17 protein-coding genes are annotated in these 19,794 nt (G+C 59.5%); 6 read left to right on the forward strand and 11 right to left on the reverse strand.

The features are described 5' to 3' along the window. Nucleotide 1 precedes the first annotated feature (1 nt). Nucleotides 2-223, reverse strand: a complete 222-nt coding sequence (locus UIA24_RS14805) for a VF530 family DNA-binding protein (protein ID WP_065759344.1) — start codon at nucleotides 221-223, stop codon at nucleotides 2-4. A 390-nt stretch (nucleotides 224-613) separates the two neighbouring features. Between UIA24_RS14805 and UIA24_RS14810 the strand changes: the two genes are divergently transcribed. The 6 genes from UIA24_RS14810 (at nucleotide 614) to cmoB (ending at nucleotide 9,346) form a co-directional block, all read left to right on the forward strand. Then, on the forward strand, nucleotides 614-1,963 hold the full coding sequence (locus tag UIA24_RS14810; protein WP_330523170.1) for a carbohydrate porin: 1,350 nt from the start codon (nucleotides 614-616) through the stop codon (nucleotides 1,961-1,963). A gap of 67 nt (nucleotides 1,964-2,030) precedes the next feature. Next, complete coding sequence (locus UIA24_RS14815; protein ID WP_330523171.1) at nucleotides 2,031-4,439, forward strand: glucose/quinate/shikimate family membrane-bound PQQ-dependent dehydrogenase; 2,409 nt, start codon at nucleotides 2,031-2,033, stop codon at nucleotides 4,437-4,439. Nucleotides 4,440-4,601: 162 nt separating this feature from the next. Next, nucleotides 4,602-7,022 carry an endopeptidase La gene (gene lon / locus UIA24_RS14820; protein ID WP_065759347.1) on the forward strand — a complete coding sequence of 807 codons (2,421 nt, stop codon included), beginning with the start codon at nucleotides 4,602-4,604 and terminating at the stop codon, nucleotides 7,020-7,022. A gap of 151 nt (nucleotides 7,023-7,173) precedes the next feature. Continuing rightward, nucleotides 7,174-7,566 (forward strand): protease inhibitor I42 family protein, encoded by a 393-nt coding sequence (locus UIA24_RS14825; protein WP_330523172.1) that lies wholly within the window; start codon nucleotides 7,174-7,176, stop codon nucleotides 7,564-7,566. Nucleotides 7,567-7,649: 83 nt separating this feature from the next. Next, nucleotides 7,650-8,393, forward strand: a complete 744-nt coding sequence (cmoA, locus tag UIA24_RS14830; RefSeq protein ID WP_065759349.1) for a carboxy-S-adenosyl-L-methionine synthase CmoA — start codon at nucleotides 7,650-7,652, stop codon at nucleotides 8,391-8,393. Then, nucleotides 8,390-9,346, forward strand: coding sequence for a tRNA 5-methoxyuridine(34)/uridine 5-oxyacetic acid(34) synthase CmoB (gene cmoB / locus UIA24_RS14835; protein ID WP_102052658.1), 957 nt, complete (start codon nucleotides 8,390-8,392; stop codon nucleotides 9,344-9,346). Before cmoA ends, cmoB begins: the two co-directional genes overlap by 4 nt. Nucleotides 9,347-9,411: 65 nt before the next feature. Here the strand turns inward: cmoB and pdxJ are convergent, their stop codons facing one another. The 10 genes from pdxJ to rpoE all read right to left on the reverse strand — a co-directional run bounded on the left by pdxJ (nucleotide 9,412) and on the right by rpoE (nucleotide 19,504). Continuing rightward, on the reverse strand, nucleotides 9,412-10,155 hold the full coding sequence (pdxJ, locus tag UIA24_RS14840; protein ID WP_065759351.1) for a pyridoxine 5'-phosphate synthase: 744 nt from the start codon (nucleotides 10,153-10,155) through the stop codon (nucleotides 9,412-9,414). Nucleotides 10,156-10,199: 44 nt separating this feature from the next. Further along, complete coding sequence (gene recO / locus UIA24_RS14845; protein WP_065759352.1) at nucleotides 10,200-10,883, reverse strand: DNA repair protein RecO; 684 nt, start codon at nucleotides 10,881-10,883, stop codon at nucleotides 10,200-10,202. A 56-nt stretch (nucleotides 10,884-10,939) separates the two neighbouring features. After that, the gene (era, locus tag UIA24_RS14850; RefSeq protein ID WP_065759353.1) at nucleotides 10,940-11,842 is read right to left on the reverse strand and encodes a GTPase Era; all 903 of its coding nucleotides are present in this window, start codon (nucleotides 11,840-11,842) and stop codon (nucleotides 10,940-10,942) included. Continuing rightward, nucleotides 11,835-12,524 carry a ribonuclease III gene (gene rnc, locus UIA24_RS14855; protein ID WP_065759354.1) on the reverse strand — a complete coding sequence of 230 codons (690 nt, stop codon included), beginning with the start codon at nucleotides 12,522-12,524 and terminating at the stop codon, nucleotides 11,835-11,837. The genes era and rnc overlap by 8 nt, the downstream gene beginning before the upstream one ends. A gap of 239 nt (nucleotides 12,525-12,763) precedes the next feature. Beyond that, nucleotides 12,764-13,618, reverse strand: coding sequence for a signal peptidase I (gene lepB, locus UIA24_RS14860; RefSeq protein ID WP_330523173.1), 855 nt, complete (start codon nucleotides 13,616-13,618; stop codon nucleotides 12,764-12,766). 5 nt (nucleotides 13,619-13,623) lie between these two features. Continuing rightward, nucleotides 13,624-15,423, reverse strand: a complete 1,800-nt coding sequence (gene lepA / locus UIA24_RS14865) for a translation elongation factor 4 (protein ID WP_065759356.1) — start codon at nucleotides 15,421-15,423, stop codon at nucleotides 13,624-13,626. 222 nt (nucleotides 15,424-15,645) lie between these two features. Beyond that, nucleotides 15,646-17,025 carry a DegQ family serine endoprotease gene (locus UIA24_RS14870; RefSeq protein WP_371917217.1) on the reverse strand — a complete coding sequence of 460 codons (1,380 nt, stop codon included), beginning with the start codon at nucleotides 17,023-17,025 and terminating at the stop codon, nucleotides 15,646-15,648. Between the two features lie 300 nt (nucleotides 17,026-17,325). Then, nucleotides 17,326-18,291: a MucB/RseB C-terminal domain-containing protein gene (locus UIA24_RS14875; RefSeq protein WP_330523174.1), complete on the reverse strand. Its 966-nt coding sequence runs from the start codon at nucleotides 18,289-18,291 to the stop codon at nucleotides 17,326-17,328. Between the two features lie 12 nt (nucleotides 18,292-18,303). Next, nucleotides 18,304-18,891, reverse strand: a complete 588-nt coding sequence (locus UIA24_RS14880) for an RseA family anti-sigma factor (RefSeq protein WP_065759359.1) — start codon at nucleotides 18,889-18,891, stop codon at nucleotides 18,304-18,306. A gap of 31 nt (nucleotides 18,892-18,922) precedes the next feature. Continuing rightward, nucleotides 18,923-19,504: an RNA polymerase sigma factor RpoE gene (rpoE, locus tag UIA24_RS14885; protein ID WP_099775635.1), complete on the reverse strand. Its 582-nt coding sequence runs from the start codon at nucleotides 19,502-19,504 to the stop codon at nucleotides 18,923-18,925. Between the last annotated feature and the right edge of the window lie 290 nt (nucleotides 19,505-19,794).

Raw genomic sequence — 19,794 nt, forward strand, 5'->3', positions numbered from 1 at the left:
GTTAACGACCCCGTTGCATCTTGACGTACAACTGCTCGACCCTTTCCCGCGCCCACGGCGTACGTCGCAGGAATGTCAGGCTCGATTTGATACTCGGATCGCTCTTGAAACAGCGCAAATCAATACGCTGCGCCAGCCCTTCCCATTGGTAACGCGCAACAAGGGCATTGAGGATCTGTTCCAGGGTCACGCCATGCAGAGGATTTTGATTACCGGCAGTCATGCCTGTGCTCCAGCCAACGAAAGGTGCGCACCTTAGCCGAGCCTTGGCTCCACGTCTGCTTTTTCAGCAACGCCATGCACTCAGATCTCGACCTGTTTCCGACAGTCTAGTGTGCCCGAGCGTTCTGGCGCACGTCGCAAAAGGCTCAGCCAGCGAGATGCAGCATCGACGTCGGCCTGAACACCACCTTTGCCCCCTGCTGAAGGACTGTTACAGAAGCGGCAACAGTGCCTCACGTTGATTGGACTTTTTTTCTTACACATTCATCTATATCCTGCCCGCCGCACGCTGAAACGCTTCACTCTCCCTAATTAGCAGTTTTGTCTCCGGTGATAGAGCACATTCGGAGGCGTTGCCGTTTTTCCAACAATCAAAAGATAGCGCTATCTCATGCCTCAGTTTTCACCCTCCCGTCGTTCTTCCTCCGTACTGCTGACAGGTTTGACACTTGCCGCAATTGCCCCGCACACCTGCGCCGCGATGCTGGACAGTGACTCCCCCTGGATGCTTGGCGACTGGGGCGGCACCCGCACAGAACTGGCCGAGCGCGGCTACGACTTCACCCTGGGTTACGTCGGCGAGATGGGCAGTAACTTGCACGGCGGCTACGATCACGACAAGACCGCACGCTACAGCGACCAGTTCACGCTGGGTACGCACCTGGACCTGCAGAAGATCCTCGGCTGGCATGCCACCGAGTTTCAACTGACCGTCACCGAACGCCACGGTGACAACATCAGCAACGACCGCATCAATGATCCTCGCGTAGGTGGTTTCACCTCTGCGCAGGAGGTCTGGGGTCGCGGCGAAACCTGGCGACTGACCCAGCTATGGATCAAGCAGCAGTATTTCGATGGCGCACTGGATGTGAAGATCGGCCGCTTCGGTGAAGGCGAAGACTTCAACAGCTTCCCCTGCGACTTCCAGAACCTGGCCTTCTGTGGCTCACAGGTCGGCAACTGGGTGGGCGGTATCTGGTACAACTGGCCCGTCAGCCAGTGGGCGATGCGGGTCAAGTACCGGCTCAGCCCTGAGCTCTATGCGCAGGTCGGCGCTTACGAGCAGAACCCCTCCAACCTTGAAAGTGGCAATGGTTTCAAGCTCAGCGGCAGCGGCACCCGAGGTGCAGTACTGCCGATAGAACTGGTCTGGGCCCCCACTTTCAGCGGCCTGAAAGGGGAATATCGCGCCGGTTACTACTACAGTAGTGCCAAGGCAACCGATGTTTATAAAGACAGCAACGATCAACCGGCAGCACTCAGCGGCCAAGCCTATCGCAGCAGTTCGAGCAAGCATGGCTTCTGGCTGGGTGCGCAACAACAGGTGACGTCGCTGGCCAGCGACCACTCCCGCGGCATGAGCGTTTTCGCCAACGCCACGCTGCATGACAAGAAGACCAATGCCATCGACAACTATGTTCAGGCAGGTGTGGTGTACAAGGGCCCGTTTGATGCTCGTGCCAAGGACGATATCGGTTTCGCCCTGGCACGCGTGCATGCCAACCCCGCCTACCGCAAGAACGCCCAGGCCAGCAACGCGGCCCAGGGCCTGGATGACTACGACAACCCCGCCTTCCTGCCGGTCCAGGACACCGAGTACAGCGCCGAACTGTACTACGGCATTCACTTGGCCAACTGGCTCACCGTGCGCCCGAACCTGCAGTACATCCGCCACCCAGGCGGTGTCGGGCAGGTCGACGACGCACTAATCGGCGGCCTGAAAATCCAGAGCAGCTTCTAAACATGAACCACCCCGAATTTTATCCGAGCTGCGGCTCGAACTGTTTCAACTGTACGGAGAACACACGATGAGCACTGACGGTGCCTTGAGTAGAACCCGCTGGCTGCCGAGACTGCTCGGCATTCTGCTGTTGCTGATGGGCCTGGCACTGCTGGCCGGTGGCATAAAGCTAAGCCAGCTTGGCGGCTCGCTGTATTACCTGATTGCCGGTATCGGTTTTGCCCTGTCCGGCACCCTGCTGCTGGCATTACGCCGCAATGCCCTCGGCCTGTACGGCCTGGTTCTGCTGGGCAGCACCCTCTGGGCACTGTGGGAAGTGGGCCTGGACTGGTGGCAACTGGTGCCCCGTCTGGCCCTGTGGTTCGCCCTTGGCGTTGTCCTGCTGCTGCCATGGGCACGCCGCCCACTGCGTGGCCAACCAAGCAAAGTGAACACCGGCCTGCTGAGCCTGGCCGTCGTGTTGTCGGGTGCTACAGCCATCGCCAGCCAGTTCACTCACCCAGGTGAAATCAATGGCAAGCTGGGCCGCGACAGCAGTGACATGGCCAGCACCGCGCCGCAAATGCCGGACGGTGAATGGCAGGCCTATGGCCGCACTGAGTATGGTGACCGTTACTCGCCCCTACGCCAGATCACGCCCTACAACATTCACAAGTTGCAGGAAGCCTGGCGTATCCGTACAGGCGATCTGCCAACTGACAACGATCCGGTGGAACTGACCAACCAGAACACCCCGCTGAAGGCCAACGGCATGCTCTATGCCTGCACCGCGCACAGCAAAGTACTGGCATTGGACCCGGACACCGGCGCGGAAATCTGGCGTTTCGATCCGCAGATCAAAAGCCCGGTCGGCTTCAAGGGCTTCGCCCACATGACCTGCCGGGGGGTGTCGTATTACGACGAGAACAACTACGTCAACATGGACGGCAGCCCGGCCCCCAAAATCTCCGAAGCCGGCATGGCGGTGGTCCGCGCTTGCCCTCGCCGCCTCTACCTGCCCACCGCTGATGCACGCCTGATCGCACTGAACGCTGATAACGGCAAAATCTGTGAAGGCTTCGGCAAGCAGGGTGTCATCGACCTGACCACCGGTATCGGCCCATTCACCGCTGGCGGCTACTACTCGACCTCGCCTGCGGCCATTACCCGCCAACTGGTGATCATTGGCGGCCACGTCACCGACAACGAGTCGACCAACGAACCGTCCGGTGTCATCCGCGCTTACGACGTACACGATGGGCACCTGGTCTGGAACTGGGACGCCGGCAACCCTGAGGCCACAGCACCGCTGGCAGCGGGCAAGTTCTACACCCGCAACTCACCCAACATGTGGTCGTTGGCCAGCGTCGATGAAAAGCTCAACATGGTCTACCTGCCACTGGGCAACCAGACCCCAGACCAATGGGGCGCCGACCGTACCCCAGGCGCAGAGAAATTCAGCGCCGGCATCGTGGCGCTGGACCTGACCACCGGCAAGGTGCGCTGGAATTATCAGTTCACCCACCATGACCTGTGGGACATGGACGTCGGCAGCCAGCCGACCCTACTCGACATGGCCACCGCCGATGGCGTGAAACCGGCCCTGATCGCACCGACCAAACAGGGCAGCCTGTATGTCCTCGATCGTCGTGACGGCACGCCGATCATTCCGATCCAGGAAGTCCCGGCACCTCAGGGCGCGGTCGAAGGCGATCACACTTCGCCGACCCAGGCACGCTCGGACCTCAACCTGCTGGGCCCAGACCTGACCGAACAAGCCATGTGGGGCGCCAGCCCGTTTGACCAGATGCTCTGCCGCATTCAGTTCCGTGAACTGCGCTACGAAGGTCAGTACACCCCGCCATCGCTGCAAGGCAGCTTGGTTTACCCAGGCAACGTCGGCGTATTCAACTGGGGCAGCGTCTCGGTTGATCCGGTTCGCCAACTGCTGTTCACCAGCCCGAACTACATGGCCTTCGTCTCCAAGCTGGTGCCGCGCGCCGATGTTGCCGCAGGCAGCAAGCGTGAAAGCGAAACCAGCGGTGTACAACCCAACAGCGGTGCGCCCTATGCCGTGATCATGCATCCGTTCATGTCGCCGCTCGGCATACCGTGCCAGGCCCCCGCCTGGGGTTACGTCGCCGGTATTGACCTGAACAAAGGCAAAGTGGTGTGGAAACACAAGAACGGTACCAGCCGCGACAGCTCACCGCTGCCGATTGGCCTGCCGATCGGTGTACCGAGCATGGGCGGTTCAATTGTAACGGCCTCCGGCTTGGGCTTTCTCAGCGGCACACTCGACCAGTACCTGCGCGCCTACGACGTAAACACCGGCAAAGAGTTGTGGAAGTCGCGCCTGCCAGCAGGTGGCCAGGCAACCCCGATGACCTACACCGGCAAGGACGGCAAACAGTACGTGCTGGTGACGGCTGGCGGCCATGGCTCGCTGGGCACCAAAATGGGTGACTACGTAATTGCTTACAAATTGGCTGACTGATGCCAACTGAGAGCGCCCCGCGCAAACCGGGCGCTTTCATGTGATTGAACGGCTACCCTTTAGGTGGCCGTTTTTTTTGCATGGCGTGGGCACAACCTTTGCCATTGAAACAGCCTTTCACCCGCCCCATCTAAGCACCATAGTCATTTACGCAGGTGCCCCATGAGCGACCAGCAGGATCTCCCGGAAACGCCAAAGGAACAGGCCGAAGTCGAACATATCGAAGCCAGCCACAGTGGCCGTACCCACCTGGCATTGCCCGGCCAGCAACTGCCGGACAAGGTCTATATCATCCCGATTCACAACCGGCCGTTCTTCCCGGCGCAAGTGTTGCCGGTCATCGTCAATGAAGAACCCTGGGCAGAAACCCTCGATCTGGTGGCCAAGACACCGCACCATGCCTTGGCGCTGTTCTTCATGGACACTCCGCCTGACGACCCTCGGCACTTTGATACATCGACGCTGCCAACCTACGGCACCCTGGTCAAGGTCCACCACGCCAGCCGCGAAAACGGCAAACTGCAATTCGTTGCCCAAGGCCTGAGCCGTGTGCGTATCCGCGGCTGGCTCAAGCACCATCGACCGCCCTATCTGGTCGAGGTTGATTATCCGCATCAGCCCAGCGAGCCCACCGACGAGGTGAAGGCCTACGGCATGGCGCTGATCAACGCGATCAAGGAGCTGCTGCCGCTCAACCCGCTGTACAGCGAAGAACTGAAAAACTACTTAAACCGGTTCAGCCCAAACGACCCGTCCCCCCTCACCGACTTCGCCGCCGCACTGACCTCGGCCACCGGTAGCCAACTGCAGGAAGTGCTCGACTGTGTGCCCATGCTCAAGCGCATGGAGAAGGTCCTGCCGATGCTGCGCAAGGAGGTCGAGGTCGCACGCCTGCAGAACGAGATTTCTGCCGAAGTGAACCGGCAGATCGGTGAGCATCAGCGTGAGTTTTTCCTCAAGGAACAACTCAAGGTCATCCAACAGGAACTGGGGCTGACCAAGGACGACCGCAGTGCCGATCTGGAACAGTTCAAGCAGCGCCTGGAAGGCAAAACTCTGCCAAGCGCCACGCAGAAACGTATCGATGAAGAGCTGGGCAAGCTGTCGATTCTTGAGACCGGCTCACCGGAGTATGCCGTCACCCGCAACTACCTGGACTGGGCAACTGCCCTGCCCTGGGGCGTTTACGGCAAAGACAAGCTTGACCTCAAGCATGCGCGCAAGGTGCTGGACCTTCACCATGCCGGCCTCGACGACATCAAGGAGCGAATCCTTGAGTTTCTTGCGGTGGGTGCCTACAAGGGCGAAATAAGCGGTTCGATTGTCCTGCTCGTAGGCCCGCCAGGCGTCGGCAAGACCAGCATCGGCAAATCCATTGCCGAATCCCTGGGACGGCCGTTCTACCGCTTCAGTGTTGGCGGCATGCGCGACGAAGCCGAGATCAAGGGGCACCGGCGCACCTACATCGGCGCCCAACCAGGCAAACTGGTGCAGGCCTTGAAGGACGTCGGCGTAATGAACCCGGTCATCATGCTCGACGAGATCGACAAGATGGGCCAGAGCTACCAGGGCGACCCCGCCTCGGCGCTGCTGGAGACCCTCGACCCGGAACAGAACGTCGACTTCCTCGACCATTACCTGGACCTGCGCCTGGACTTGTCCAAAGTGTTGTTCGTCTGCACCGCCAACACCCTCGACTCAATTCCCGGGCCATTGCTCGACCGCATGGAAGTGATCCGCCTTTCCGGCTACATCACCGAAGAGAAACTGGCTATCGCCAAGCGCCATTTGTGGCCCAAGCAACTGCAGAAAGCCGGGGTGGCCAAAACCAGCCTGAGTATCACCGACAGCGCCCTGCGCGCGGTCATCGAAGGCTATGCGCGCGAAGCTGGCGTACGTCAGCTTGAGAAGCAGTTGGGCAAGCTGGTGCGCAAAGCCGTGGTGCAGTTACTGGAGCACCCCGACACAACCATCAAGATTGGCACGAAGGACCTTGAAGCCTCCCTGGGCATGCCGGTGTTTCGCAGTGAACAGGTGCTGGCAGGAAAAGGCGTCATCACCGGCCTGGCCTGGACCAGCATGGGCGGCGCGACCTTGCCAATCGAGGCGACCCTGATCCACACCCTGAACCGCGGCTTCAAACTGACCGGTCAGTTGGGCGATGTCATGAAGGAATCTGCCGAGATCGCCTACAGCTATGTCAGCTCGCACCTGAAGCAGTTCGGTGGCGACCCGAGCTTCTTCAACGAGGCCTTTATCCACCTGCATGTGCCGGAAGGCGCAACGCCCAAGGACGGCCCGAGTGCCGGCGTGACCATGGCCAGTGCCTTGCTATCGCTGGCCCGCGACCAGGCGCCGAAGAAAGGCGTGGCCATGACTGGCGAGCTGACACTGACCGGGCATGTGCTGCCGATTGGCGGCGTACGCGAGAAAGTGATTGCCGCACGCCGACAGAAAATCTTCGAGCTGATCCTGCCTGAGGCCAACCGCGGCGATTTTGAAGAGCTGCCGGACTACCTCAAACAGGGCTTGAACGTGCACTTTGCCAAGCGTTTCAGCGACGTTGCCAACGTGTTGTTCTGACTACTGCGGCGTCTGAGAGAGCCAGCCTTGCGGGCGATGCGCGTGATGCCATGGCGCATCGCACGCACTGCCTGCATCGCGGGTGAAGCCGACGCCTACATGTGCGGGCGCTTCGGTTATGCTGCGTCTTCGTTGTTCATTCGGAGCCATCATGACCCTTGCCCGCCTGCTCGTTCCCGTGAGCCTCGCCCTGCTCAGCGCCTGTGCCCAACAACCACGGCAGAACATCAATCTGGAAAAAACGGCAGACTGCCCCGTCCAGTTGCGAAATGATCAAACCCTCACCCTGACGCTGCCCAGCAACCCCACCACGGGCTACCGCTGGTTATTGCAAAACCCTGCCGCCAGTATCCTGCGCAGCCTTGGCCCGGAGGTCTACAGCAACCCCGAAGGTACAGGGCTGGTCGGTAGCGCCGGGCAATCGGTATGGCGCTTCCAGGCGAAGACCGCTGGCGAGGGTCACTTGATACTGGTCTATCAACAACCCTGGGCACCGGAAGTCCCCCCGGCACAGACCTTTGATTGTGCAATTACGGTGAAGTAAGCCGCACTTGTCAGCCGGCCATGCATCCCGCTACCAGTTTGGCTAAAATGCCGACCCTTTACCGCTGAACGCCTGGACTGCCCGTGAGCAAAGAACCCGACCGCCTATTCGCCCAGCCGCTTGGCCAGGTGCCCGACTTCGCCTTCAACGAAGACGTGGTCCGAGTGTTCCCGGACATGATCAAGCGTTCAGTACCCGGCTACCCGACCATTGTCGAGAACCTCGGCGTACTGGCTGCGCAGTTTGCTCAGCCGCACACCGCCCTGTACGACCTGGGCAGCTCGTTGGGTGCTGTCACCCAGGCACTGCGCCGGCATGTACGCCAGGACGGCTGCCGCGTTATCGCTGTGGACAACTCCGCCGCCATGGTCGAGCGTTGCCGCCAGTACCTCACGGCCCAAGACTCAATGTTCCAGGAGCTGCTGCCGGTCGAAGTGATCGAAGGCGACATCCTCGCCCTTGAGTTCCAGCCCGCCTCGGTGGTGGCGATGAACTTCACCCTGCAGTTCATTGCCCCAGAGCAGCGCCTGGCACTGCTGTCGCGTATTCGCCAGGCCTTGCTGCCCGGCGGCGCCCTGATCCTCTCGGAAAAACTGCGCTTCAACGACCCACAGGAACACGCCCTGCTCACCGACCTGCATGTCGCGTTCAAGCGCGCCAATGGCTACAGCGAACTGGAAATTGCCCAGAAACGCAGTGCCATCGAGAACGTGATGAAACCCGACAGCCTGGAAGAACACCGTGAGCGTCTACTCGCAGCGGGCTTCTCCAAGGTCGTGCCGTGGTTCCAGTGCCTTAATTTCGCCTCACTGATTGCCCTGCCATGATTGATCTTTCCCCTCTTGTTCGCCGCCTGGCGGGCACCCCTCTGGCTGAATGGTCCCAGGGCCTGCAGGCACAACTCGATGCCAAGCTGGAAAAAGGCCATGGCGACCTGGAGCGTTGGCAAGCGGCGCTCGATGCCCTGCCCGCGCTCACACCCGAGCACGTCGACCTGCTCAACGGTCTGCGCCTAGACTGCGACTGCGAGCCTGCCACGCGTGAACAGATGCGCACGGCACTGATGGGCTTGTCGCCCTGGCGCAAGGGGCCTTTCGACCTGTTCGGTGTTCACGTCGACACTGAATGGCGTTCGGACTGGAAATGGGAGCGGGTCGCGCCGCACCTGGACTTGCGCGGCAAGCGTGTACTGGACGTCGGCTGCGGCAATGGCTACTACCAGTGGCGCATGCTCGGTGCCGGTGCCGACAGCGTCATTGGCGTAGACCCCAACTGGCTGTTCTTCTGCCAGTTCCAGGCCGTGCAACGTTACCTGCCAGAACTGCCGGCCTGGCACTTGCCGTTCGCCCTGGAAGACCTACCAGCGAACCTCGAAGGCTTCGACACCGTATTCTCCATGGGCGTCTTCTACCATCGGCGCTCGCCAATCGAGCACCTGCTGGCGCTCAAGGACTGCCTGGTCAAGGGTGGCGAGTTGGTGCTGGAAACGTTGGTCATCGAAGGCGATGAACAACAGGTATTGGTACCTGAAGACCGCTACGCACAAATGCGCAACGTCTGGTTCCTGCCCTCGGTACCAGCGCTGGAGCGCTGGCTGCGTCGCGCCGGTTTCAGCGAGGTGCGCTGCGTCGATGTCAGCGTCACCAGCATCGAGGAACAACGCAGCACCGAGTGGATGCGTTATCAGTCGCTCAGCGACTTCCTCGACCCCAACGATCACAGCCGCACCATCGAAGGTTTGCCAGCACCACGCCGTGCGGTGCTGGTCGCGCGCAAGTAATGCTCAATGCTAAGCCGCCGACCAGGTATCACCTCGTCTGGCGGCATACATGAGTGACCTATTGCTCAGCCGCGGCTGGCCGCCAGAATCAGAGACTTCATCTCGGCCACTGCCGACTTGAAGCCGACGAACAGGGCATGGGCAACCAGTGCATGCCCGATGTTCAGCTCGTTGATGCCCTTGATTGCCGCGACTGCTTCCACGTTGTGATAGTGCAAGCCGTGCCCGGCGTTTACGATCAGGCCCTGAGCGACGCCAAAGGCCACGCCGTCGGCGACGCGCTTGAGCTCTTCAGCCACGTCAGCGGGTGTTTCGGCATCGGCGTAACGACCGGTATGCAGCTCGATAGCCGGAGCCCCGACACGGCGAGAGGCTTCGATCTGGCGCTCGTCAGCATCGATGAACAAGGACACTTCCGAGCCGAGGCGCGACAGGCGCTCGACTGCCGCCTTGATCCGCGCTTCCTGGCCAGCCACATCCAAGCCGCCCTCGGTGGTCAGCTCCTGACGTGTTTCCGGTACCAGGCAGATATGTGCCGGGCGAATACGCTCGGCAAACGCCATCATTTCCTCGGTGACGCCCATCTCGAAGTTCATCCGCGTTTGCAGCACATCCTTGAGCAGCAGCACGTCGCGCTCCTGAATATGCCGGCGGTCTTCACGCAGGTGGACGGTGATGCCATCGGCACCGGCTTCCTCGGCATCCAGCGCGGCCTTGACCGGGTCCGGGTAACGCGTGCCACGGGCCTGGCGCAGTGTCGCCACGTGGTCGATGTTCACGCCGAGAAGAATGCGGTTGCTGTGGGTCACGAAGAAGCTCTCCTGAAAATTGAGCCTCACAGCATACGACGAGCTTACGGCTTGCGAAACAGTTCGCGACTGACCAATGGCCTTCCGCCCAAATGAACAGCCAGCGCCTGACGCATCAAACGCTTGGCCGCGCTCAAGGCACCGGGCACACTCCAGTCGGCTTCGGCCATGGCTGTCAGCTCAACGCCATTGAACACACCCGGCTGAAGCAGGTAAACCCGCTCCAGGCCTGCATCCACCTGCAACCGATACAGGCCATCGGCGGCCAGCGGTTCCCCCGCAAGATCCCGATCCAACTCGAAGGCATACCCCAGCTCATCCAGCAGGCGCCACTCGAACGAGCGCAGCAACGGCTCCAGCGCGCGCCCGGCGGCCAATGCCTGCAAGGTTGCGGTGTAATGCTCAAACAACCGGGGGTGCGGGTCCTCAAGGGGTAACAGTCGGGTCATCAACTCGTTGAGGTAGAGGCCACTGAACAGTGCATCACCGTTCAGCCAGATACCGACACCATTGCTTTCCATGCGCCCGACGTTTTTCAGTTCACCACGGCCACGGAACTCGACTTCCAGCGCAACGAAGGGACGCGCCAGCGTTCCGGCCTTACCCCGTGCACGACGTAACACCGCGCGCAGCCGGCCCTGAGGCGTGAGGAAGTCCACCAGTGCACTGGTTTCGCGGTAGGCCCGACTGTGCAGGACGTAAGCCGGTTGGCCGACGGGTAGTTCCATGAGTTGAACTTCAGAAAGGAGTCGGCCCGACACCGGACGGTATCGGGCCTGGAGGCTTACAGGTCGCCGTAACCCAAGGAGCGCAGGGCACGCTCATCATCAGACCAGCCACCTTTGACCTTGACCCAGAGGTTGAGCATGATCTTGGCGTCGAACAGCAACTCCATGTCCTTGCGTGCCTCGGAACCAATGCGTTTGATCCGCTCGCCCTTGTCGCCAATGATGATCTTCTTCTGACCATCACGCTCGACCAGAATCAAGGCATGGATATGCAGGATCTTGCCCTGCTGCTTGAACTCTTCGATCTCCACGGTGATCTGGTACGGCAGCTCGGCACCGAGTTGACGCATGATCTTCTCGCGCACCAGTTCAGCGGCCAGGAAACGGCTGCTGCGGTCGGTGATCTGGTCTTCCGGGAAAAAGTGTTCGTTTTCCGGCAGGTGCTTGGCGATCAGTGCTTCCAGTGCATCGAGGTTATGCCCCTGCTGCGCGGAAATCGGCACGATCTCGGCATTCGGCAGTTGCTCCTGCAACCATTGCAGGTGCGGGATCAACTCGGCCTTCTCTTCGATACGGTCGGTCTTGTTGATGGCCAGGATCACCGGGCCTTGCACGTACTGCACGCGCTCCAGCACCAGTTGGTCTTCATCGGTCCAGCGGGTGCGATCGACCACGAAGATGACCACGTCGACGTCTTTCAAGGCCGCCGAAGCGGTCTTGTTCATGTAGCGGTTGAGCGCCTTCTCGTTGCTCTTGTGCATACCGGGGGTATCGACGTAGATCGCCTGGATATCGCCCTCGGTCTTGATCCCGAGCATGTTGTGACGTGTGGTCTGCGGCTTGCGCGAGGTAATCGCCAGCTTCTGCCCGAGGATGTGGTTAAGCAACGTCGATTTGCCCACGTTGGGGCGGCCGACGATGGCGACATAGCCGCAACGGGTAGTATTCGTATCAGTCATTGCCATTCTCCACGCCCAGGGCGATCAGGGCTGCCGCCGCGGCGACCTGCTCGGCAATACGCCGGCTAACACCCTGCCCTCGGCTTTTTTCAGTCAACAGGGCCACTTCGCATTCGACGAAAAACGTCCGGCAATGCGGTTCACCCTGGATATCCACCACTTCATAGCGGGGCAGTTCGCAGGCCCGTGACTGCAGGAATTCCTGCAAACGGGTTTTCGGGTCCTTGTTGGTATCGACCAGCGTCAGGCTCTCGAACTCACCGGTCAGCCAGTCCAGCACGCGATCACGCGCGGTGTGCATGTCCGAGTCGAGGTAGATCGCACCGATAAGCGCTTCAAGGGCATCGGCCAGAATCGACTCGCGACGGAAACCGCCGCTTTTCAATTCGCCAGAGCCCAGACGCAGGTACTCGCCGAGGTCGAACCCACGCGCCAGTACGGCCAGGGTCTCGCCCTTGACCAGCCGCGCACGCAGGCGTGACAACTGACCCTCACGGGCTTGCGGAAAACGCTCGAACAGCGCCTCACCGGCAACAAAGTTGAGAATCGCATCGCCCAGAAACTCCAGGCGCTCGTTGTTACGCCCGGCGTAACTGCGATGCGTGAGGGCCAGCAGCATCAGCTCCTGGTTCTTGAAGGTGTAGCCGAGCTTGCGCTCGAGGCGGCTCAAGGAAACGCTCACAGTGTACCCACGCTCGGTTTATGGCCGATTTTTTGCGCCTGGGACTCAGCCCGGCGCCCACACTTATCGGATTGGCTCGTGGCCGTCAGGTTTAACGCGTTGTTCAAATCCGGATCCTGAAAGACTATTTGGCTTCATGCCCTTCCGACCCAGTGATTCGGGGACATCCACAGACACCCTGAACACAGCCTATGCCAGAAAAGCATTCGGCGCTGTCCCAAGACAGCGCCGTTTAGGTGTTACTTGATCAGCCCAACCCGCGAAAGGCTCGGCAGGTGACTCAATTTCGGCTCTGGCCAACTCATCCAGACAGCGAAGGCCTTACCGACGATGTTCTTGTCCGGAACCATGCCGTGCAGCTCTTTTGGAATGTTGGGGTCATCCCAGTATCGGCTGTCGTTGGAGTTGTCGCGGTTGTCGCCCATCATGAAATAGTGCCCGGCCGGGACTACCCACTGTTGGTCCGGCGGCATCCGGTAGCGGCCCATTTCCTTGCGGATCAGGTGCTCCACCTCGCCTAGTTTTTCCTTGTACAGCTCGGCGCTGCCCAGGGTGCCTGGCTCGGTACCCACCAGTTGCTCGGCAATCGGCTGACCGTTGACGAACAACTTCTTGTCGCTGGTGTAACGGATCTGGTCACCTGGCAGGCCAACCACCCGCTTGATGTAGTTCACGTTCGGATCGCTGGGGTAGCGGAACACCATTACATCACCCCGCTGAGGGTCACCAACCTCAATGACCTTCTTGTCGATCACCGGCAAACGAATGCCATAGGAGAACTTGTTCACCAGGATGAAATCGCCCACTTCAAGGGTCGGCTTCATCGACCCCGAAGGGATCTGGAACGGCTCTACCAGGAACGAGCGCAGCACCAGCACGATGAACAGCACCGGAAAGAACGACTTGCCGTATTCAACCAGCAGCGGTTCCTTGTTGAGCTGCTCAAGTACCGACATATCGGGCTGGCTGACGCTGCCCTGATAGTTGCTGATCGCTGCCCGCCGGCGTGGCGCCAGAAACAGCAGATCAAGCAAGGCCAGCAGACCGCAAACGGCAACGGCGATGACTAACAACAGCGGGAAATTTAGCGACATAGGACCTAGCTATCCAACCTGAGCACGGCCAGGAAGGCTTCTTGTGGAATTTCCACGTTGCCGACCTGCTTCATGCGTTTCTTACCGGCCTTCTGTTTTTCCAACAGCTTGCGCTTACGGCTCACGTCGCCACCGTAACATTTAGCCAGTACGTTCTTTCTGAGCGCCTTGACAGTGGTTCGCGCGACGATCTGCCCGCCAATGGCGGCCTGGATGGCCACATCGAACATCTGCCGAGGAATCAGTTCCTTCATCTTCTCGGTCAATGCGCGACCTTTATAGTGCGCATTGTCACGATGCACGATCAGGGCCAGGGCATCGACCTTGTCGCCGTTGATCAGCACGTCGAGTTTTACCAGATTCGCCGACTGATAACGGTCGAAATGGTAGTCCAGCGACGCATAACCACGGCTGGTGGACTTCAAGCGGTCGAAGAAGTCCAGAACCACTTCGTTCATCGGCAGATCGTAGCGCACTTGTACTTGCGAACCGAGGAACTGCATGTCGCGCTGTACGCCGCGCTTCTCGATGCACAGGGTGATGACGTTACCCAGGTGCTCTTGAGGCACGAGGATGGTCGCCTGCACGATCGGCTCACGGAAATCCTCGACTGCAGAGATATCCGGCAGCTTCGACGGGTTATCGACGTAGATCGTTTCGCCCGTCTTGAGTTTGACCTCGAAGATTACGCTTGGCGCGGTGGTGATCAGGTCCAGGTCGTATTCGCGCTCCAGGCGCTCCTGGATGATCTCCATGTGCAGCATGCCGAGGAAGCCGCAACGGAAGCCGAAGCCCAGTGCGTCGGAGCTTTCCGGCGAGTACTGCAACGACGAGTCGTTCAGGGTCAGCTTCTGCAATGCATCACGAAAATCTTCGAAATCATCGGAGCTGACCGGGAAAAGACCGGCATAAACCTGTGGCTGAACCCGTTTGAAACCTGGCAGCACCTCAACCTCAGGGGTTGAGCTCAGGGTCAGGGTGTCGCCCACTGGCGCACCATGAATGTCCTTGATGCTGGCAATGATGAAGCCCACTTCACCGGCCTTGAGGTCGACGGTCTGGGTATGTTTCGGGGTAAATACACCGACGCTGTCCACCAGGTGGACCTTGCCGGTGGACTTGACCAGAATCTTGTCGCCTTTCTTCACGCGACCGTGGCGTACACGCACCAGGGACACAACGCCCAGGTAGTTGTCGAACCAGGAGTCGATGATCAGGGCTTGCAGCGGCGCTTCGATATCACCGGTCGGTGCAGGAATGGTGTGCACCAGGCGCTCAAGCACCTCTTCCACACCCAAGCCGCTCTTGGCACTGCAGGCAACGGCATCGGTAGCGTCGATACCGATGATCTTCTCGATTTCTTCCTTGACCCGCTCCGGGTCGGCCTGGGGCAGGTCCATCTTGTTCAGGACCGGCATGACCTCAAGGCCTTGCTCGATGGCGGTGTAGCAGTTGGCAACCGACTGAGCCTCGACGCCCTGGCCAGCATCGACCACCAGCAAGGCACCTTCACAGGCGGCCAGCGAGCGGCTGACTTCATAGGTGAAGTCAACGTGACCCGGGGTATCAATGAAGTTCAACTGGTAGGTGACACCGTCCTTTGCCTTGTAGTGCAAGGTGACGCTGTGAGCCTTGATGGTGATCCCGCGCTCGCGCTCCAGGTCCATGGAATCGAGTACCTGGGCTTCCATCTCACGCGCGGACAGGCCGCCGCACATTTGAATGAAGCGGTCGGCCAGCGTCGACTTGCCATGGTCAATGTGGGCGATGATGGAGAAATTGCGGATATGACTCAAATCACTCACGGGTCAACACTCAAAAAGGCTGCGGAACGAGGCCCGCCGAAAAATAGCCGGGAATTGTACCTGATGCTCAGCGTGGGCGTCACGTGAACAACGATTTCGCGCCGTAGGAACATCCCCTGCCAACTGTACGATTCCCCCACAGCAGGCGCTTACAGAGCGCTCTGCGCTCATCAGAAGACACAAAAAAGGGCGGCCGTGGCCGCCCTCTTCAATCAACCCGGCTTATTCAGCCAGCTTGAAGGTGATGAAACTGGCGCGGCCCTGACGCAGCACACGCATCGACACCGAACGGTTCTTCGGCAGGTCCTTGGCAATTTCAGTGAAGCTCTTGGCCGAAATGATCGCCTGGTTGTTCAGATGAGTAATAACATCACCTGGACGCAGGCCAATCATTGCAGCAGGGCCGTCCTGAACTTCCTTGATGACCACACCGCCCTTCAGCTCAAGCGCCTTCTTCTGCTCGGCATTCAAGTCCGCCACGGAAACGCCCAGGCGGTTGCTGCTTCGCTCGATGCCACCGTTGGCACTGGCTACGATTTCCTGATCGTCATCCGGCAGTGCGCCGATGGTGACATCCAGCGTACGGCGCTTACCTTCCCGGACCACTTCCAGACTGGCTTTGGCACCTTCTTTCAGGCCACCCACCAAATGAGGCAGATCAGCGGACATGATGATCGGCTGACCATTCATGCTCAGGATAACGTCTCCCACCTGCAGGCCACCCTTGGCCGCCGGGCCATCCTCAAGCACCTGGGCCACCAGCGCACCGGCTGGTTTATCCAGGCCAAACGACTCTGCGAGGTCCTTGTTGACCTCCTGAATGACCACACCCAGCCAGCCACGGCTGACTTTGCCGTCTTTCTTCAGTTGGTTGGAGACATCCAGCGCCACATCGATCGGGATAGCGAAGGACAGGCCCATGAAGCCACCGGAACGGGTGAAGATCTGCGAGTTGATCCCGACCACCTCACCATTCATGTTGAACAGCGGGCCACCAGAGTTACCCGGGTTGATGGCCACGTCCGTCTGAATGAACGGCACATAGGTGTCGTTAGGCAGTGTACGGCCCTTGGCACTGACAATACCTTTGGTCACCGAATGATCGAAGCCGAACGGCGAGCCGATAGCCAGCACCCATTCACCGACCTTGAGTTTCTCCGAATCGCCCAGCTTGACGGTTGGCAGGTTCTTGCCATCGATTTTCAAGAGCGCAACATCGGTGCGCGGGTCAGTGCCCACCACTTTGGCCTGGAACTCACTGCGATCCGACAGACGGACCATGATCTCATCGGCATCGGCCACTACGTGATTGTTGGTCAGCACGTAGCCATCACTGGAGATGATAAACCCCGAGCCCAGCGACTGCGCCTCGCGCTGGCGATCGCCACGCGGCGAGCGGGGCGCTGGAGGCATGTTGCGCTCAAAAAATTCACGGAACATCGGCGGCAAGCCTTCCAGGTCTGGCATCTGCCCACCGGCAAGCTGACGATCCGGCATTTTTTGCCGGGTACTGATGTTCACCACTGCCGGCGAAGCTTGCTCGACCAGCGTAGTGAAGTCCGGCAAGGCTTCGGCCTGTGCGGTGACCACCTGACCGAGCATCAGCACGGCGGCGAACAACGTTAGATACGATTTCAAGCGTGGTATTGACATACGGCTCCCGTCACAACAAGCGTGGTTAAGCAGTAGGGACCTGCGAACGCAAGAAGCCCGGCGGCACCCGTGAAGGCGACAAACAGGCTGGATGCATAGGCATTCTTGATGCTGCAACAGCAGAAAAGGCCAGACCCCGAAAGGCCTGACCTATAGAAAATTCCATCAGATTTTGCAAACCGCAAAGCTTACCAATCATGTCAGTCCCTGGTCGGTGTACCAGTCATCCGTGCACCTCTAAAACGACAATCACTGCTTGGCCTGAGCATCTTGCGCACGCATCGACAGTGCAACACGCTCAGCCGTGCCGATAGGAATTTCACCCACAACGGTCACCGCCATATCCCCTTTGGGCGTCGTCAAGCGTCGCGAAACCGCAACGGTCGGCCCAAGCTGGGTACGCGTATCGACAGCGCCACCCTCGCCAGAAGGCTCGACAAACACAGAGAAGCGCGCCAACCCGTCGTCATACATGAGGCTACTGACAGTTCTTTTTCCGTCCTGGCTTTGGCGTATCGAGCTGTTGACCAGCTCAAACCCTGGCGGCAACCAGTCTGAACGCCAGCCCGTCACGCGCTGTGCAGCCTCTTCAGAAGCCTGGGCAACCGCCTTGCAGTTATCGCCAGGCTGCAACTGAGCGTCGCTCGGAACATTGGTCGTGTCCAGGCGCGTGAACTGGAAACGCTCCAGTAACTGCCCCTTGTCATTGATCATCAATGACTTGAGCGGCAAGCCGGTTTCGCGATCCAGATGAAGTTCAAACGCATAACGATGCTGGTCACGCGGGCTGAGGGTAACGATAGTGACGTCGCGACCGGCGACACGCGAACGGCCGGCAATGCCCAGGTCATACCAGTTCATCAGTTTCAGCGGATCAAGTACACGACCGGGAACGGCCGGTACACTGCTCACCTCCGCCAACAAGGCTCCGCTCACGCAGCGGGTAATACCGTCAACACGCACGACCTCCTGAGCCGCCCCATCGAGCTGCACCAAACGCTCGCTGATCTTGCCATCCTGAACGCGATGCCAGACTTCGTGAGTGGAGAAACTGCCGTTACGCTCGTAAACGAAAGTACCTTGATAGCTTTGCTGCTGCTCGGCTTTCGCCAGACGACTGAGCCAGTCAGTAGCTTCAGTGGAGGAATTGGCGGCGAAGACCGGGCCCGTCAACCATACACCGAGCAAAAGCGGTATGAGAGGTAGCGTGCGCATGATCCTCCTTACTTAGCGATTTTCCAGGCTGGCCGCACGGGCATAAGGCAAAGCGCTTTCAGTGCCTTTCAGGGCTGCTTCCTGAGCATGCTGACGCAAGTATCCTGGCAAACGTTGATCCTGCCAGCCTGCTTGCCCCTGCAGCACACCATTGGCCATCGGCCCTGGCTGGTCGGCACTTTCACTATAGCCTGCCAAAACAGCAGGGCCCTGCACTTGTGGCACAGAAAGACCTTGCTGAGGCTGCTGGGCTGCCAGTTGAGCGCCAGTGATCTCATTTTGGTTGTACAGGCGAACACCTGCCAATACCGCAACCGTTACCGAGGCAGCAACCGCCAGACGCCCCAGGCTACGCCATGACCGAGGGGCAGCCTTCACTGGAGTCGCTTCATCGGCCAGCGCTGCCGACACGGCAGCAGCGATGTCCAGCTGCGGCACCAACAGCTCTTTGTGCATGGCTGCACGCGCAATCTGATAACGCGACCAGGTTGCACGGGCTTCAGAATCGTCGACGGCATTCAATACCCGACGCAATTCCAATTCGTCCGCTTCGTTATCCATTACCGCGGACAGCGATTCCTGCAAAGCTTCACGACTCATGGCGGTTCCTCTCTTGGCTGTCGCCGCTGTCTCAGGTTTCCTGCAACAAGGGCTGCAGGGCTTTATCTATGGCCTCCCGAGCGCGGAAGATTCGGGAGCGCACGGTACCCACCGGACACTGCATGACGCTTGCAATGTCCTCGTAACTCAGACCTTCGAATTCGCGCAAAGTTAACGCTGTACGCAAATCTTCTGGCAGTTGCTGAATGGTTCGATGAACAGTGTCTTCGATCTCATCACGCAACAACGAGCGTTCTGGGGACTCGAGATCCTTGAGGCCATGATCGCCGTCGTAAAATTCCGCATCCTCGGAACTTACATCGCTGTCTGGTGGCCGCCGACCGCGCGACACCAGGTAATTCTTTGCCGTATTGATGGCAATGCGGTAAAGCCAGGTATAAAACGCACTGTCACCACGAAAATTGCCCAGAGCCCGGTAGGCCTTGATGAACGCTTCCTGGGCCACATCCTGGGCTTCATGGGTGTCGTGCACAAAACGCACGATCAACCCGAGAATCTTGTGCTGATACTTCAGCACCAACAGATCGAAGGCTCGCCTGTCGCCGCGCTGCACGCGCTCGACAAGTTGCTGATCCTCTTCCTGGGTTAGCATGAATACTCCTCGGTGAACCTGGAGGAGTGCTGCAACAGCCATCGCTCAGGCTTGCAAACATAGACTCGGGCTTTCCGCAAAAGTTCTCCCCCTCCAAGCAAGTTTCCTGCAGCCTGTCGTCAGCCCGCACGAAAAAACGCAGCACGGTCGTCGCCGGCTGCGTCGATAGTCTGGTCATCGAAGGCATGGGCAGAGCGGCTAACACAAGCCCTGCCTGCCATCGACGCGGCGTCCTGTGATGCAGGCAGCCTTCTATGGATATCCGAAATTCAAGGAAAGTTCCCGCTGCC

This window comes from Pseudomonas sp. AL 58 (assembly GCF_036348395.1).
In the GTDB taxonomy this organism is placed as follows: domain Bacteria; phylum Pseudomonadota; class Gammaproteobacteria; order Pseudomonadales; family Pseudomonadaceae; genus Aquipseudomonas; species Aquipseudomonas defluvii.